The 15,306-nt window shown below is 67.6% G+C and carries 15 protein-coding genes; 10 read left to right on the forward strand and 5 right to left on the reverse strand.

The features are described 5' to 3' along the window. Positions 1-229: 229 nt before the first annotated feature. The 6 genes from ASE61_RS19555 to ASE61_RS19580 are packed head-to-tail and all read left to right on the forward strand — an operon-like array spanning position 230 to position 5,144. On the forward strand, positions 230-856 hold the full coding sequence (locus ASE61_RS19555; protein WP_200959665.1) for a glutathione S-transferase family protein: 627 nt from the start codon (positions 230-232) through the stop codon (positions 854-856). Next, complete coding sequence (locus ASE61_RS19560) at positions 849-2,054, forward strand: CaiB/BaiF CoA transferase family protein (RefSeq protein ID WP_061969747.1); 1,206 nt, start codon at positions 849-851, stop codon at positions 2,052-2,054. Before ASE61_RS19555 ends, ASE61_RS19560 begins: the two co-directional genes overlap by 8 nt. 11 nt (positions 2,055-2,065) lie before the next feature. Then, complete coding sequence (locus tag ASE61_RS19565) at positions 2,066-2,680, forward strand: carboxymuconolactone decarboxylase family protein (protein ID WP_061969749.1); 615 nt, start codon at positions 2,066-2,068, stop codon at positions 2,678-2,680. Next, positions 2,673-3,548 carry an amidohydrolase family protein gene (locus tag ASE61_RS19570; RefSeq protein ID WP_061969751.1) on the forward strand — a complete coding sequence of 292 codons (876 nt, stop codon included), beginning with the start codon at positions 2,673-2,675 and terminating at the stop codon, positions 3,546-3,548. The genes ASE61_RS19565 and ASE61_RS19570 overlap by 8 nt, the downstream gene beginning before the upstream one ends. A 36-nt stretch (positions 3,549-3,584) precedes the next feature. After that, the gene (locus tag ASE61_RS19575) at positions 3,585-4,364 is read left to right on the forward strand and encodes an enoyl-CoA hydratase/isomerase family protein (RefSeq protein WP_061969753.1); all 780 of its coding nucleotides are present in this window, start codon (positions 3,585-3,587) and stop codon (positions 4,362-4,364) included. Beyond that, positions 4,365-5,144, forward strand: a complete 780-nt coding sequence (locus tag ASE61_RS19580; protein ID WP_061969755.1) for an enoyl-CoA hydratase-related protein — start codon at positions 4,365-4,367, stop codon at positions 5,142-5,144. A gap of 3 nt (positions 5,145-5,147) precedes the next feature. Here the strand turns inward: ASE61_RS19580 and ASE61_RS19585 are convergent, their stop codons facing one another. Then, positions 5,148-5,897 carry a GntR family transcriptional regulator gene (locus ASE61_RS19585; protein ID WP_082617565.1) on the reverse strand — a complete coding sequence of 250 codons (750 nt, stop codon included), beginning with the start codon at positions 5,895-5,897 and terminating at the stop codon, positions 5,148-5,150. Positions 5,898-6,065: 168 nt separating this feature from the next. Here ASE61_RS19585 and ASE61_RS19590 point away from each other — a divergent pair, with 168 nt between their 5' ends. From ASE61_RS19590 to ASE61_RS19605, 4 genes are all read left to right on the forward strand, one after another. After that, positions 6,066-7,535 (forward strand): aromatic amino acid ammonia-lyase, encoded by a 1,470-nt coding sequence (locus ASE61_RS19590; protein ID WP_061969757.1) that lies wholly within the window; start codon positions 6,066-6,068, stop codon positions 7,533-7,535. A 100-nt stretch (positions 7,536-7,635) separates the two neighbouring features. Beyond that, complete coding sequence (locus ASE61_RS19595) at positions 7,636-8,319, forward strand: GntR family transcriptional regulator (protein ID WP_061969759.1); 684 nt, start codon at positions 7,636-7,638, stop codon at positions 8,317-8,319. Position 8,320: 1 nt separating this feature from the next. Further along, positions 8,321-9,760 (forward strand): aldehyde dehydrogenase family protein, encoded by a 1,440-nt coding sequence (locus ASE61_RS19600; protein WP_244492919.1) that lies wholly within the window; start codon positions 8,321-8,323, stop codon positions 9,758-9,760. Positions 9,761-9,816: 56 nt separating this feature from the next. After that, positions 9,817-11,205 (forward strand): amidase, encoded by a 1,389-nt coding sequence (locus ASE61_RS19605; RefSeq protein ID WP_061969763.1) that lies wholly within the window; start codon positions 9,817-9,819, stop codon positions 11,203-11,205. Positions 11,206-11,245: 40 nt separating this feature from the next. Here the strand turns inward: ASE61_RS19605 and pgm are convergent, their stop codons facing one another. The 4 genes from pgm to ASE61_RS19625 all read right to left on the reverse strand — a co-directional run bounded on the left by pgm (position 11,246) and on the right by ASE61_RS19625 (position 15,293). Beyond that, positions 11,246-12,904: a phosphoglucomutase (alpha-D-glucose-1,6-bisphosphate-dependent) gene (pgm, locus tag ASE61_RS19610; protein ID WP_061969764.1), complete on the reverse strand. Its 1,659-nt coding sequence runs from the start codon at positions 12,902-12,904 to the stop codon at positions 11,246-11,248. A gap of 129 nt (positions 12,905-13,033) precedes the next feature. Further along, positions 13,034-14,305, reverse strand: coding sequence for an RNA polymerase sigma factor (locus tag ASE61_RS19615; RefSeq protein WP_061969766.1), 1,272 nt, complete (start codon positions 14,303-14,305; stop codon positions 13,034-13,036). A 62-nt stretch (positions 14,306-14,367) separates the two neighbouring features. Beyond that, the gene (locus tag ASE61_RS19620; protein ID WP_061969768.1) at positions 14,368-14,793 is read right to left on the reverse strand and encodes a YciI family protein; all 426 of its coding nucleotides are present in this window, start codon (positions 14,791-14,793) and stop codon (positions 14,368-14,370) included. A gap of 77 nt (positions 14,794-14,870) precedes the next feature. Next, positions 14,871-15,293, reverse strand: a complete 423-nt coding sequence (locus tag ASE61_RS19625) for a YciI family protein (RefSeq protein ID WP_061969770.1) — start codon at positions 15,291-15,293, stop codon at positions 14,871-14,873. Positions 15,294-15,306: the final 13 nt, after the last annotated feature.

Genomic DNA, 15,306 nt, shown 5'->3' on the forward strand with positions numbered 1-15,306 from the left:
TATTGGCGAGGGATGCCGCCGTCAACTGGGGCGCAGGGGTGGCTTCTGCCGCACCTCCATCCAGCACGCGAAAGAATTTGCCAAACATGGCGATATTTGCCCGATTCGCTTCGCCGCAGGTTACTTTACAGATCCGCGCCGTGGCCGCGCTCGACAGGCAGGCATCTGATCGCTATGGGTCATAAAGCTGACTTAACAAGGCGACGCCTGTCCAGGCGGGGAGCATGCAATGGGCGATATGACACTTCACTGGTCGCCGCGATCGCCTTTCGTGCGAAAGGTGATGGTGGCCGCGCATGAGCTCGGCCTCGTCGATCGTTTGACGCTGCGGCGCACGGTCGTCCAGATGACCAAGCCGAACCCGGACCTGCTGCCCGACAATCCGCTGAGCAAGATCCCAACGCTGGTCCTGGCCGACGGCACGGTGCTGATCGTTTCCGGCCTGATCTGCGAATATCTCGATTCGCTCGCCGGCGGCGGCATCATCATCCCCGCCGCGGGGCCGGAGCGCTGGAAAGAACTCAGCCGGCACGAACTCGCGACCGGGTTTCTCGACCTGCTGATCCTCTGGCGCAACGAGCGCAACAAGCCGGCGGAACGGCAGACGGCGGAGTGGCTGTCGAGCTTCGCCACCAAGGCGTCGGCCTCCCTCGCGCGTTTCGAGAGCGAAGCCGGCCCGATCGCGCCGGGGCCGCTGCAGCTTTCGGGAATCGCGCTCGGCTGCTGCCTGTCCTATCTCGATTTCCGCTTCGAGGATCTCGACTGGCGGGCGAGCCACCCCAGGCTCGCGCAATGGCATGACGAATTCCGCCAGCGCCCGTCGGCCATCGCAACCGAGGTCAAGGACGATGGCTGATATCCGACGCCAAGGCCCCCTCAGCCATGTCCGGGTCCTCGATCTCAGCCGTATCATGGCCGGTCCCTGGGCGACCCAGATTCTCGCCGATCTCGGCGCCGACGTCATCAAGGTCGAGCGCCCCGGCGCCGGCGACGATACCCGGGCCTGGGGGCCGCCCTATCTCAAGGACGAGGCCGGCAACCCGACCAGCGAGGCCGGCTACTACCTCTCGGTCAATCGCGGCAAGCGCTCGATCACCGTCGATATCACCAGCGCGAAGGGCCAGGAGGTCGTCCGCCGGCTGGCTGCCACGAGCGATATCGTCGTCGAGAACTACAAGGTCGGGACGCTCAAGCGCTACGGTCTCGACTACGAGGCGCTCAAGGCGATCAATCCGCGCCTGATCTTCGCCTCGGTGACCGGCTTCGGGCAAAGCGGTCCTCGCAAGTCGGCGGCGGCCTATGATTTCGCGATCCAGGCCATGGGCGGCCTGATGAGCGTCACCGGCGAGCGCGAGGGCATGCCGGGCGCCGGGCCGCAGAAGGTCGGCGTTCCCATCGTCGACCTCATGACCGGCATGTACACGGCGGTCGGCGTGCTCGCGGCGCTCGTCAGGCGCAACGAAACCGGCAAGGGCGACAATATCGATCTCGCCATGCTGGATGTTCAGACCGGCTTCCTCGCCAACCAGGCGATGAACTGGCTGGTCTCGGGCCGCGCGCCCGTGCGTGGCGGCAACCGCCACCCCAACATCCAGCCCCAGGACGTCTTCCCCTGCGCCGACGGATTCATCGTCCTCGCAGTCGGCAATGACGGGCAATTCGCCAAGCTCTGCGACGCCTTGGGCGAGGCGCAGTGGGCGCAGGATGCGCGCTTCGCCACCAATCCGGCGCGTGTGACCAATCACGGCCTGCTGGATCCGTTGCTGCGCGCCGCTTTCGGCCGCTTCGACCGCGACGCGCTCATCGCCGCGCTCGATGCCGCCGGCGTCCCCTGCGCGCCGATCAACACGGTCCCTGAGGTGTTCGACGATCCGCAGGTCAGGCATCGCGGCATGCTGCGCCACCTGCCGCATCCGCTCGCCGGCACGGTTCCGCAGGTCGTCAGCCCGCTGAATTTCGCGAACGAGCCGCTCGCGTTCGACCGTCCCCCACCCTTGCTCGGCGAGCATACCGACGAGATCCTCCGTGACATCGGCCTGGCCGAGCAAGCTTGATGGAAGACAGAATGGGTCGCCTCCACCTCCCGGCCGTCGACGAGCTGACAACCGAGCAGCGCAAGGTCTATGACGAGGTCGTCTCTGGGCCGCGCGGTCGGCTGGTCGGGCCATTGCGGGCCGTCATCCATAGCCCGGAACTCGCGACGCGCTGGTCCCGTCTCGGCGAGTTCCTGCGCTATTCCACACTGCTGCCGCCGAAGCTCAACGAGCTCGCCATCATCGTCGCCGGCCGGCACTGGAACAGCCAGCTGGAATTCTACATCCACGCCGAGGCGGCGAAGGTCGCCGGCCTTGACGCCGCCAGCATCGAGGCCATCCGGCAGGGCCAGGCCCCGGTCTTCGTCGCGGACGAGGAGCGGGAGGTCTATGAATATGCCCGCCTGCTCGTGCAGACCGGCACCGTTCCCGACGACGTGCATGCCGCGATCGTCGGGCGATGGGGCGCGCGCGGCGCGGTCGAGCTCACCGGCGTGATCGGTTACTACACGATGGTGTCGATGACGCTGAACGCGCATGGAATCCCGCTGCCGGACGGAGCGGCTCCGCCCCTGCCCAGGCTGCAGGACGGGCCGACACGCTTGCCCGCCTCCCTGCGGGTGGCCGAGGACATCAGCCGTGACTGAGACCGTCCTCCCGAGATCGCACCGCCCTCCCGGCTGGCCGCTGCCGGCCGGAGCCTGCGACTGCCACGCACATGTCTTCGGCCCCTATGAGCGCTTTCCCGTGTCGCACCGGATGCATTACGCGGCGCCCTTGGCACCAGCGGCAGCGCATCGCGGCATGCTGGATCGCATCGGCCTGGCCCATGGCGTCCTCGTCCAGCCCGGCGCCTATGGCGAGGATCCCGCGCCGATCCTCGACGCCCTCTCGCAAGGTGGCGGGCGCCTGCGCGGCATCGCCGCCGCGAGCGAGCGGGTGCCGCAGGCCGATCTCGATGCCTGGGACGCGGCGGGCATCCGGGGCTTGCGTTTCAACGACATGACGGTGCCCGGAGGCACAGGCCCCTTTCCCGGATCGGTCAGCACCGAGGCTCTCGCCGCCTTGGTTCCCGGCATGCGCAAGAGGGGCTGGCATGCCGAGATCTGGGCCGGGATCGACCGGCATGTCGCGAACCTGCCGCTCTACCGCGCCAGTGGCCTCCCGATCGTGCTGGACCATATGGCGGGCCTGCAGATCGCGCGCAGGCTGGGCGATCCGTCGTTCAGGATGATCCTCGACGCGCTTCGCGAAGGCTGGCTCTGGATCAAGCTCGTTCTGTGCCGCGTCTCCCAGGAGTTCCCGGATTATGCCGATGCCCGCCCGTTCCATGATGCGCTGATCCAGGCCAACCCGGAGCGGGTGATCTGGGGCTCGGACTGGCCGCATCTTCGCCTGGCCGAGCGGGCTCCCGATGTCGGGCATCTGCTCGACCTGTTCGCCGAATGGGTTCCGGATGCCGGGCTTCGCCAGCAGATTCTCGTCGACAATCCCCGCAAGCTCTACGGGCTCTGATGCTGGCCCGAAGCCGTGTTCGTTACGGAGTTTGAGATGACCAACACCCCCGAAACCCTGACCGTCAGCGTCAGCGACTTCGTCGCGACGGTGACGATTGACCGGCCGCCGGTCAACGCGCAGAACCGCCAGTTTCGGGAGGAGATCGTCGCTGTCTTCGACAGCCTCAGCGACCGCTCCGACGTGCGCGCGATCGTGCTGACCGGCGCCGGAAAGACTTTCTCGGCAGGCGCCGACCTGAAGGAGCGGCCCGGACTGGCAGAGGAGGCGGGCGCCTATCCCCGCCATAACCGTCTCGTGCGCGCGTCCTTCGACACGGTGATGGAATGCTCCAAGCCCGTCATCGCCGCGGTCAATGGCGCGGCGATCGGCGCGGGCTGCGTGCTGGCCCTGTGCTGCGACATCATCCTCGTGGCGGAGGAGGCCTTCTTCGCGATGACCGAGGTCGATGTCGGGCTCGCCGGCGGGGTCAGCCATGTCAGGCGCTTCTTCCGGGAATCCGATGCGAGGATGCTGATCTATACGGCGCGCCGGATGCGCGGCGCGGAGCTCTACCGCATGGGCGTCGCCTCGGACTGCGTCCCGGCCGAGCGCCTGCTCGGGCTGGCCCAGGAGATCGCGCGCGAGATCGCCTCGAAAAGCCCTTCGGCGGTCCAGGCGGCCAAGCGATCCTTCAATGTCACCGAAGGCCTCGAACTGCGCGACGGCTACCGCTTCGAGCAATCGCAGACCGTGGCCCTCGCCTCGTCGGAGGATACCAAGGAGGCGCAGCGCGCCTTCGCCGAAAAGCGCAAGCCGGTCTTCGGAGGCGGCTAGATGGATTCGAGTGAAGCCGTCGCCGTCCGCCACGCATCCGATGGCGTCGCGGTCATCACGCTGAACCGCCCGGAGCGCCGCAACGCGCTCAATCTCGACATCAAGGCGCGCATCGCCGACGCGGTTCTGACGCTCGAGGCCGACACCAGCGTGCGCGTCATCGTCCTGACCGGCGCCGGCGGCTATTTCATCGCCGGCACGGATATCGCCGAGATGGAGCCGATGAGCCCGGCCCAGCATCAGGCGCTCGCGACCGACCGGATGTTCACGGTGCTCAGGCGCTGCCCGAAGATCCTGATCGCGGCCGTCGAAGGCTATGCGCTGGGCGGCGGCTGCGAGACGGCACTCTGCTGCGACATGATCGTCGCCGGCGAAGGCGCCCGCTTCGGCCAGCCGGAAATCCGCGTCGGCATCATGCCCGGCGCCGGCGGTACGCAGCGCCTGCTGCGGGCCATCGGCAAGTACCGCACCATGAAGCTGGCCCTGACGGGCGAGCCGTTGACCGCGACCGAAGCCTTCCAGGCGGGCCTGCTCTCGGAGGTCGTGCCTGACGGCAATGCTCTCGACCGTTCGCTGGCCATCGCTCGGACGGTAGCTTCGATGCCGCCGCTCGCCGTCCAGGCGATCAAGGAGGTCGTGCAGCTCGGGCAGGATGTACCCCTGGACACGGCGCTCGCGCTGGAGCGCAAGGCCTTCGTCCAGCTTTTCGACACGCAGGACCAGAAAGAGGGAATGCGTGCCTTTCTGGACAAGCGCCCGCCCGAGTTCAAAGGACGGTGATTCCTACCGCAGCTTCACGTCGAACTTGACGACATCCCCGCGGTAGATGCCCTTCGCATCGAGCACCAGCACGCCATCCTGATCCAGGGCCTGCCGGTGGACGAAGGCGACCGGGGAATCCAGGGAAATCCCGAGCGCCTCGCTGGTCTCGATATCCGCCGTGCCGATGGTCAGCGTCTGGCGCGCATCCATGATCTCGACGCCCTCGACTTCGGAGATCAGGCGCAGGGCCGTCTTCGATTCGAGGTCGCGCTGGGCGATGCGGTCGCGGAGCCGTTCGTCGATATGAAGATCGGCCAGAAGAAAGGGCTGCCCATGCCGCCAGTGACGGCGCCGGACATGGCGATAGGCCGGGGCAAGCGTCCCGATCTGCTCTTCGAAGGCATGGAGGACCCTGTCGGGCTCGTCATGGAGGATCTCGATCGTCGCGTCGTAGCTCGGGCGCAGCAGGCCCGACCAGTCCGTCCCGACCGCGCACCACAAATTCTCCGCCGGGCGCTTGCGCACGAATGTGCCGCGCGCGCGGTAGCGTTCGATCAGCTGGTCGTCTTCGAGCAGGTCCAGCGCCTGACGGATCGTCGCCCGCGCCACGCCGCATTCGGTGGCGAGCTCGTCGACGGTCGGAATCTGTGCGCCGACCTGCCATTGCCCGGCCTCGATCCGGCGCCGGAACAGCGTGGCGAGCTGATGATAGCGGGAAATACCGGACCGTTTGAAATCCAACGGCTTCGAAGAAACGCTGCGGACGATCATGCGGCTCCCGATCAGGCTTGCGACAATCGGCAGGCTACCCCAACAACCGGCGGTTGACGAGCCGCAGACGCATCATTAATCCGATGAACTAGATTATTGTCCTTTTCATCGATCGCGCCTGCGCCACCTACGCACTCCGATCGCAGATTGCCGCCAGGACGGATCATCATGCAGAACGTCGTCGACATCTCCGGCCAAGGCCTGACTCCGGCAGGGGTCGTTCAGGTCGCCCGGTTCGGGGCGCGGGTGGCTCTCACGCGGGATGCGGTCGACCGCATCGGCCGCGCGCGCAAGGTCGTCGACGAGGTAGTCCGCAAGGGCGAGAAGATCTACGGCGTCACCAGCAGCGTCGGGGCCAAGACCGGCACGATGCTGGCTCCGGACAAGATTCCCGAATTCAACCGCCGCCTGCTCCTGACCCATAACATGGGGCACGGCCCCCTCGCCTCGCACGAGACCGTGCGGGCCATGATGGTCGTGCTGCTCAACAGCATGGCGACCGGCTATCTCGGCGTCAGGCCGGTGATGGCCGACAGGCTGGTCGAGGCCCTGAACGGGGATCGTCGGGTCGATGTCCACCTCTGGGGCTCGATGGGCCAAAGCGACATGTCGCCGATCGCGGACCTGGCGCTGGAACTCTACAAGGACCATGAATTCGCGGCCGGCGAGGCGCTCGCCCTGCTGAATTCCAGCGCGCTGTCGATCGGCACCGCGGCCCTCGCCTTCCACGATCTCGAGCGCATGCTCGATCTCGCCACGCTGGCCGGTGCGTTCAGCATGGAGGGCTTTGCGGCCAATCCGTCGATCGTCTCGGAAGCCGCGCTGAACTCGCGTCCCTTCGACGGCGTGCTGCGCCACGGCCGCGCGATCCGGGCATATCTCGATGGCAGCTATCTGATGCGAGCCGGCGGACCGCGCCATCTCCAGGACCCGCTGAGCTTCCGCTCGCTGCCACTGATCCATGGAACGGCCGCCGACAGCCTCGCCTTTGCGGGCCGGCAACTCGCGATCGAACTCGGCGCCAGCCAGAACAACCCCATCGTCGGCATCGAGCAACGCCAACTGGTCTCGGTCGCCAATTTCGACATGGTGGCGCTCGCGATGGCGCTCGATATCGCCCGGCTCGCCATGGTGCCCGTCGTCACCAGCTCGACGGAGCGGCTGGCCAAGCAGGCTGATTCATTCTGGTCGGGCCTGAGCGTCGGCCTGATCGAGGAGGACGGCGTCGGCCTGCCGGGCTTCAACGGCCTCGCGCAGTTTCACAAATCCATCACCTCCGAGGCGCGGCTTCTCGGCGCCCCTGTCGTCAGCGAGCTCGCGAGTTCGAGCCATTCGAACGGCAATCTCGATCGGGCGAGCATGGCCGGTCTCGCGGCGCGCCGGACGGCGGAGATGGCGACGCTTTGCCGCTCGATCTTCGGGATGGAATTGATGGTGGCGGCGCAGGCTATCGAGATGCGGAAGGCCAGTCCGCTCGGCACTGTCACCGGCCGATTGTTCGCCTTCGTTCGCGAGGGTATCCCCTATGCCGGCGCGGGACAGCGCGTGCCCCATGCCGGGGCCTTCCTCGACCACCTCGCCGCAAACGAAGCCGAGATCGATCGCCTCATCGAAGCCGGCATGGCGACGGCCCGCTAGAGCCTGCTTCCCTTTCGGGCCTCCACCAGGCCGCACCGCGCCAGAGCCTGTTGACAGGCCTTGTATCCTGGATACCATCCTCCCGATCTTGGAGAAACCGATGGACCAGGTGCTCGAATGGCGCAGCCAGTCGCGCCTTCTCGATGAGGTGGCGCAGGCCCTGCGCGAGCGCATCTATGCCGGGGTCTATGCGCCCGGCGCGACGCTCCGGCAGGAGCGGATCGCCACCGAATTCGGGATCAGCCGGACGCCGTTGCGCGAGGCGTTTCGCGTTCTGGAGCGCGACGGGCTGGTCGTGAACAAGCCGGGCAGCGGCGTCAGGGTCGCGACGGCCGATCTGCCGAAGCTGCTGGACGCCTACGCCGTGCGCGAGGCGATGGACGGCGTCGCGGCGCGCAACGCGGCCGAACGCGCGACATCGGACGAAATCGCGAAACTGGCGAAGCTGGTCGATCTGCAGAAGAAGCAGATCGCCGACTGGAATCCGAGCGCCTATTCCCAGTCGAATGTCGATTTTCATCTGGCGATCATCGGCGCGGCCCGGAACGCGTCGCTGGCCACCCTCGTGCCGCTTCTGCACCTGACGTCTCAGGTGTTCGCGCCGGCCTTCGCGCTGTCGAGCGAGCGGGCGAGCGCCGCTGTGGCCGAGCACAGCGAAATTCTCGACGCGATCCAACAGCGCAAGCCCGACGAAGCCGAGCGCGTCGCGCGAGCTCACATCCATGCAACGGCTGTCCGCCTCAAGGCGCAGCTTGCCGGACCACAAACCCATATCGAGGCCTGACGTGAAGACCTACCGCAATTTCATCGCGAACGAATGGCGCGATGCCGTGGATGGCGAGCATATCGCCGTTCGGAATCCGTCGACCGGTGAGGAGCTGGCAAGGCTCGCGCGCGGCAGGCGCGAGGATGTCGATCTCGCGGTTCGCGCCGCCCGGCAGGCGCTGTCCGGCGAATGGGGCCGCCTGACCGCGACCGAGCGCGGGCGCATCCTGACTCGGATCGGGGCCGGCGTACTCAAGAACATCGACCTTCTGACCGAGATCGAGGCGCGCGATGTCGGCAAGCCGCTGACGCAGGCGCGGGCCGATGTCGTCGCGCTCGCGCGCTATCTCGAGTTCTACGGCGCCTCCGCCGACAAGGTGCATGGCGACACCATTCCCTACCAGAACGGCTTCACCGTCCTGACGATCTACGAACCGCATGGCGTCACCGGGCATATCATTCCGTGGAACTACCCCATGCAGATCCTTGGCCGCAGCCTCGGCGCGGCGCTGGCCATGGGCAACGCCGCCGTCGTCAAGCCGGCCGAGGAAGCCTGCCTGACCATTCTCGAATTCGCGCGGATCGCGCAGGAGGAAGGCCTGCCGACCGGCGCGCTGAACATCGTCACGGGCTTCGGCGCCGAGGCCGGGGCAGCCCTTTCCGAGCACACGGACATCAACCACATCTCCTTCACCGGCTCGGCCCGGACGGGCGAGATGGTGCAGACGGCCGCGGCCCGGAATGCCGTGCCGGTGACGCTCGAACTCGGCGGCAAGTCGGCCCAGGTGGTCTTCGCGGATGCCGATCTCGACCGCGCCGTGCCCTTCCTGGTCAATGCCGGCATCCAGAATGCCGGCCAGACCTGCTCGGCCTCGTCGCGCATCCTCGTCGAGCGCTCGATCTACGAAGATGTCATCGCCCGCATGAGCGAGAAGTACCGGGCTCTCAAGGTCGGCCCGGCCGAGTCCGATCTCTCCGTCGGCCCCGTGGTTTCGCAGCGCCAGAAGGCGATCATCGAGGATTTCCTTGGCGTCGCCCGCAAGGACGGCCTGACGGTCGCGGCACAAGGGACTATCGTTCCGGAAGCACCGGCGGACGGCGCCTATGTCGCGCCGACCCTGCTGCGCGACGTCCCGCCCGACCACCGGCTGGCGCAGGAGGAGATCTTCGGCCCGGTGCAGGTGATCATGCCCTTCGACAGCGAGGAGGAGGCGCTGGCGCTCGCCAACGGCACGCCCTACGGGCTGGTCTGCGGCATCTGGACGAGCGTTGGCGGCCGGCAATTGCGCATGGCCCGCGCCGCGCAGGCCGGGCAGGTCTTCATCAACAATTACGGCGCCGGCGGCGGCGTCGAACTGCCCTTCGGCGGCGTCAAGAAATCCGGCCATGGCCGCGAGAAGGGTTTCGAGGCCCTTTATGGCTTCGCCAGCATGAAGACGATCTCGATCTTTCACGGCTAGGGTGCTTCCCCGAGGCTCTGCCCCGCGGGAAGACTGGATATGACGAGAGCCACTGCATGACCGAACTTGCCGATCTCACCGCCGTCGCTCTCGTCGAAGCCTATCGCGCTCGCAGGCTCTCGCCCGTCGAGGTGATCGACGCCGTCATCGCGCGCATCGATGCGTGGGAGCCGCGCCTCAATGCGCTCTGGGCCTACGATCCCGACGCGGCCCGCACGAGCGCGCTCGAATCCGAGGCGCGCTGGATGAAAGGCGAACCGCTCGGCGCGATCGACGGCGTACCCGTCACGATCAAGGAGAACATCGCGACGAAGGGGACGCCGGTGCCACTCGGCACCGCGGCCACGACGCTCGTGCCGGCGGCGGCCGATGCGCCCCCGGCAGCCCGCACGCGGGAAGCGGGCGGCGTCATCCTCGCCAAGACCACCATGCCCGATTACGGCATGCTCTCCTCCGGCCTGTCGAGCTTCCACAAGCTGGCGCGCAATCCGTGGGATCTCTCGACCAATCCCGGCGGGTCCAGTGCCGGCGCCGGGGCTGCGGCCGCCGCCGGCTACGGCCCGCTGCATATCGGCACCGATATCGGCGGCTCGATCCGTTTGCCGGCCGGCTGGTGCGGCCTCGTCGGCCTGAAGCCCTCCGCCGGGCGTCTGCCGATCGATCCGCCCTTCATCGGGCGCGCCGCCGGGCCGATGACGCGCACGGTGGCCGACACCGCGCTCTACATGTCGGTGCTGACCAGGCCGGACCGGCGCGACACGATGGCCCTGCCCTATCAGGAGATCGACTGGCTGAACCTCGCTGGCTCGGTGAAGGGCCTGAAGATCGGCCTGTGGCTGGAGGCAGGCTTCGGCCAGGCCGTCGGCGACGAGACGCTCGCGGCCGTGCAAGGTGCTGCCGCGCTGCTCGCCGATGCCGGCGCCACCATCGTGCCGATCAAGCCTTTCCTGACGCGCGCCATGATCGACGGTCTCGACCGCTTCTGGCGGGCGCGAGGTTATGAGGACGTCTCGCGCCTCCCGCCCGAGCAGCAAGCCAGGATCCTGCCCTACATCTTCAATTGGATCGTGACCGCCAAGGACTTCTCGGGCGGCGATGTCTATTCCGGCTTCGCCCAGATCGACGCGATGCGCAACGCGCTCCACGGCGCGCTCAAGGACATCGACTTCATCATCTCACCGACCGCGCCGGAACCGTCCTACCCGGCCGAATGGGGTTCGCCGCTCAACGACCCGCAGCGGCCCTTCGAACACATCGCCTTCACGGTATCGGCCAATATGGGCGGCCAGCCGGCGGTGTCGATCAATTGCGGCTACTCCGGCGACGGCCTGCCGATCGGCCTCCAGATCATCGGCCAGTCCTTCGACGATATCGGCGTGCTGCGTCTTGCGCGCGTCTTCGAGGAGATGCGCGCACCGGCAAGACCCTGGCCGACGCTGTCATAGAGCGTCGCGCACCTCTCTCGACAAGGCAGGCAAGCCCGCCTCAGGCGGCCCCGGCCGCCGCGAAGGCCTGCCCGACGATCCGCCGCGCATCCTCCTGGATCGCGGCGAGATGCGCCTCGTCCCGGAAGCTCTCGGCATAGATCTTGTAGACCTCCTCGGTGCCCGACGGGCGCGCCGCGAACCAGCCATCCGCCGCCGTGACCTTGACCCCGCCGATCGGCGCGCCGTTGCCCGGCGCCTTGCTCAGGATCGCCGTGATCGGCTGGCCTGCCAGCTCCTTCGTGGCGATCTGCTCGGCCGAGAGGTTCTTCAGAACCGCCTTCTGGCTGGCGCTCGCCGGCGCATCGACGCGCGCATAGCGCGGTTCGCCGAGCTCCGCCGTCAGCTTGCCGTAGAGCACGCCGGGGTCGCTGCCGGTCTTGGCGGTGATCTCGGCGGCGAGCAGGCCGAGGATGATGCCGTCCTTGTCGGTGGTCCAGGCCGGGCCATCCATGCGCAGGAAGGAGGCACCGGCGCTCTCCTCGCCGGCGAAGCCGAAGCTGCCCGAGATCAGCCCGTCGACGAACCATTTGAAGCCGACGGGAACCTCGACGAGTTTCCGCCCGAGCTTGGCTGCGACGCGGTCGATGATCGCGCTCGACACCGCCGTCTTGCCGATCGCCGCATCCGCGCGCCAGCCCGGCCGGTTGGCGAAGAGATAGGCGCTCGCCGCCGCGAGATAATGGTTCGGGTTCATCAGCCCGCTGCTGCGCGTCACGATGCCGTGCCGGTCGGCGTCGGTATCGTTGGCGAAGGCGACGTCGAAGCGGTCGCGCATGCCGATCAGGCTCGCCATCGCATAGGGCGATGAGCAGTCCATCCGGATCTTGCCGTCCCAGTCGGCGGTCATGAAGCCGAAGGCCGGATCGACCTCCTTGCTGACGATCGTCGCGTTCAACCCGTAGCGGTCGATGATCGGCTGGTAGTAGTCGAGCCCCGCCCCGCCGAGCGGATCGATGCCGATCACGACGCCGGCCTGGCGGATCGCCTCCATGTCGACGACGCTGGCGAGGTCGGCGACATAGCCGGTGATGTAGTCGTGCCGGTGGACATGCTCGCTCTTCAGCGCCTTGTCATAGGGCATCCGCAGGATGCCGGCGAGCTTGTCGGCGAGGAAGGCGTTGGCGCGCTTCTCGATCCAGCCGGTCGCGTCGGTATCGGCCGGCCCGCCATGCGGGGGATTGTACTTCAGGCCGCCATCGGCCGGCGGATTATGCGAGGGCGAGATCACGACGCCGTCGGCGAGCCCGGCCGAGCGGCCACGGTTATGCGCGATGATCGCATGCGAGATCACCGGGGTCGGCGTGAAGCCGAGCTTCTCGTCGATGATCGTGGCGACGCCATTGGCCGCGAAGACCTCCAGCACCGTCTCGAAGGCGTTGCGCGAGAGCGCATGCGTGTCGATGCCGAGGAAGAGCGGCCCGTCGATCCCCTGTTCGCGGCGATAGAGGCAGATCGCCTGCGCGATCCCGAGGATATGCGCCTCGTTGAACGAGCGCAGCAGCGCCGAGCCGCGATGACCGGATGTGCCGAAGGCGACCTGCTGCGAACGCTGCGCGGGATCGGGCTCATCATAATAGGCTTTGGTGAGGGCTGCCACGTCGACAAGTTGGCCGGGCTCGAGCCGCTTGCCGGCCAGGGGACTCACGCTATCGCTCATGTAGGCTCTCATTCTAGGCAAATCAGGATGCGACATCCCTTATAGACGCCGCCATGAACAGAGTTGCAACGGAATGCGACGGGGTCGCGGCACCAGGGCCGTGAGGCGAGTCCGGCCGCAAGGCCGGCGTCATGAATCGGCAGTTCGCTCCTTCGCAGCCCGTTCCTCCATCAGCACCCGCTCCCTGGCGTTCTGCGTCAGCGCGACCGCATGCTCGAAAGCTTCCGCCGCCTCCCGGTGGCGGCCGAGCTTGGCGAGCAGATCGCCGCGCACGCCCGGCAGCAGGTGGTAGCGCTTGAGCGCCGGCTCTCCGGCGAGCGCCTCGACCAGCGCGAGCCCGGCCGCCGGTCCGTCCGCCATGCTGACCGCCACGGCACGGTTGAGTTCCACGACCGGCGACGGCGTCACCTGCCCCAGAACCGTGTAGAGGGCGACGATCCGCTTCCAGTCGGTTTCCTCGGCCGTTCGGGCGCGGGCATGGCAGGCCGCGAGCGCCGCCTGCAGCAGATAAGGCCCCGGCACCACGCCTGCGAGCTGCTGCGCCCGTTCCAGCGCCGCAAGCCCGCGCCCGATCAGCAGGCGATCCCAGCGGGCGCGGTTCTGGTCGAGCAGCAGGATCGGCTCGCCATCGGGGCCGACGCGCGCCCGGAATCGCGAGGCCTGCAATTCCATCAGGGCGACGAGGCCGTGGACCTCGGGCTCGTCAGACGCCCGCGCCGCCAGGATGCGCCCGAGCCTCAATGCCTCCTCGCAAAGCCCCGGCCTGACCCAGTCCTCACCGGCGGTCGCGGCACAGCCCTCGTTGAAGATGAGATAGACCACCTCCAGCACCGAGGCGAGGCGCTCGCCGAGCTCGGCACCGGCCGGAACCTCATAGGGCACCTTCGCCTCGCTCAGCGTCTTCTTCGCCCTGACGATGCGCTGCGCCATCGTCGGCTCCGGCACGAGGAAGGCGCGCGCGATCTCGTCGGTGGTCAGGCCTCCGAGCAGGCGCAAGGTCAGCGCGATCCGCGCCTCCTTGGGCAGGACAGGATGGCAGGCCGTGAAGATCAATCGGAGCAGGTCGTCACCGACCTCGTCGTCGAGCGCCTCGTCGAGATCGGGCATCGCCGGCCCTTCGCTCTCGATGTCGCGGCCGATCTCATCCTGCTTGCGCCGGGCCATGATCTCGTGGCGGGCGGTGTCGAGCGCGCGATGCTTGGCGACCTGCATCAGCCAGGCCGCCGGATTGCGCGGCACGCCCTCTTCGGGCCACTGCTTCAGCGCCGCGACCAGCGCGTCCTGCGCCAGCTCCTCGGCCCGGCCGACATCCCGCGTCAGGCGCGCAAGCCCCGCGATCAGCCGGGGCGACTCCATGCGCCAGACCGTCTCGATGGTGCGGTGTGCATCGCTGCCCGACATGGGAAGCGATACACACCATCAGCATACAGGCTGGCAAGCGGCTCGGACGAGACGCCGATGGTTCAGCCCTGGCCGCCGGCCTCGGCCTTGAGCCGATCCCAGGCTGCCGCGGCCTCCGGCGTGACGATCTCGCCGAAATCGGCCAGCTCGAAGAACGGCCGGATCTCGATCTCGGACGGACCGGGCATCGGGTTGGGGCAGCGCTTGACCCAGGCGATCGCCTCGTCGAGCGAGGCGCATTCCCAGAGCCAGTAGCCGGCGACGAGTTCCTTGGTCTCGGCGAAGGGGCCGTCGACGACGGAGCGCTTGGCGCCGTCGAACTGCACGCGCACGCCCTTCGAACTGGGCTGCAGGCCGTCGCCGCCCTTCATGATGCCGGCTTTCACCAGCTCCTCGTTATAGGCCATCATCGCCTCGAGCAGTTCGCGGGTCGGCGGCGCGCCGGCTTCGCTGTCCTTGGTTGCCTTGACCATCACCATGAAGCGCATCGGTTTTCTCCTTGAGCGGAAGCGCCGGAGCCTGTGGCCGGGCGCCTTCCGGGGGATCGGTTTCGAGAGTTGATCGCTCAGCCGGCGAGCTTCGCCGCGCCGGCCTGAATGCGCTCTTCCTGCGCGCGCAATTCCGGCGTCAGGGCCTCGCCGAAATCCTCCATCTCGAAGATGCGACGCAGCTCGATCTCGGTGCCGCCGTCGAAGGGGGCGCGCTTGAGCCACTCGACCGCCTCGTCGAAGGACTTCACCTGCCAGATCCAGAAGCCGCAGAGCAGCTCCTTGGCCTCGGCGAAGGGCCCGTCCGTGATCACCCGCTCGCTGCCCGAGAAGCGCATGCGGATACCCTTCGAACTCGGATGCAGGCCATCGCCGGCCAGCATGACGCCAGCCTTCACCAGCTCCTCGTTATAGGCCCCCATCTTGGTGAGGATGTCCCCGCTCGGCATGATGCCGGCTTCGCTGTCCTTGTCCGCCTTGACCAGAACCATCACACGCATCGATCGTCTCCTT

This window comes from Allobosea sp. Root670 (assembly GCF_001429415.1).
GTDB classification, from domain to species: domain Bacteria; phylum Pseudomonadota; class Alphaproteobacteria; order Rhizobiales; family Beijerinckiaceae; genus Allobosea; species Allobosea robiniae.

Excerpts from the sequence above, each read along its gene's own strand:
- ASE61_RS19580 (WP_061969755.1), top strand. The coding sequence starts at position 4,365 with ATGGATTCGAGTGAAGCCGTCGCCGTCCGCCACGCATCCGATGGCGTC.
- pgm (WP_061969764.1), bottom strand. The coding sequence starts at position 12,904 with ATGAGCGATAGCGTGAGTCCCCTGGCCGGCAAGCGGCTCGAGCCCGGC.
- ASE61_RS19615 (WP_061969766.1), bottom strand. The coding sequence starts at position 14,305 with ATGTCGGGCAGCGATGCACACCGCACCATCGAGACGGTCTGGCGCATG.
- ASE61_RS19585 (WP_082617565.1), bottom strand. The coding sequence starts at position 5,897 with ATGATCGTCCGCAGCGTTTCTTCGAAGCCGTTGGATTTCAAACGGTCC.
- ASE61_RS19625 (WP_061969770.1), bottom strand. The coding sequence starts at position 15,293 with ATGCGTGTGATGGTTCTGGTCAAGGCGGACAAGGACAGCGAAGCCGGC.
- ASE61_RS19595 (WP_061969759.1), top strand. The coding sequence starts at position 7,636 with ATGGACCAGGTGCTCGAATGGCGCAGCCAGTCGCGCCTTCTCGATGAG.
- ASE61_RS19560 (WP_061969747.1), top strand. The coding sequence starts at position 849 with ATGGCTGATATCCGACGCCAAGGCCCCCTCAGCCATGTCCGGGTCCTC.
- ASE61_RS19555 (WP_200959665.1), top strand. The coding sequence starts at position 230 with ATGGGCGATATGACACTTCACTGGTCGCCGCGATCGCCTTTCGTGCGA.
- ASE61_RS19565 (WP_061969749.1), top strand. The coding sequence starts at position 2,066 with ATGGGTCGCCTCCACCTCCCGGCCGTCGACGAGCTGACAACCGAGCAG.
- ASE61_RS19620 (WP_061969768.1), bottom strand. The coding sequence starts at position 14,793 with ATGCGCTTCATGGTGATGGTCAAGGCAACCAAGGACAGCGAAGCCGGC.
- ASE61_RS19605 (WP_061969763.1), top strand. The coding sequence starts at position 9,817 with ATGACCGAACTTGCCGATCTCACCGCCGTCGCTCTCGTCGAAGCCTAT.
- ASE61_RS19590 (WP_061969757.1), top strand. The coding sequence starts at position 6,066 with ATGCAGAACGTCGTCGACATCTCCGGCCAAGGCCTGACTCCGGCAGGG.
- ASE61_RS19575 (WP_061969753.1), top strand. The coding sequence starts at position 3,585 with ATGACCAACACCCCCGAAACCCTGACCGTCAGCGTCAGCGACTTCGTC.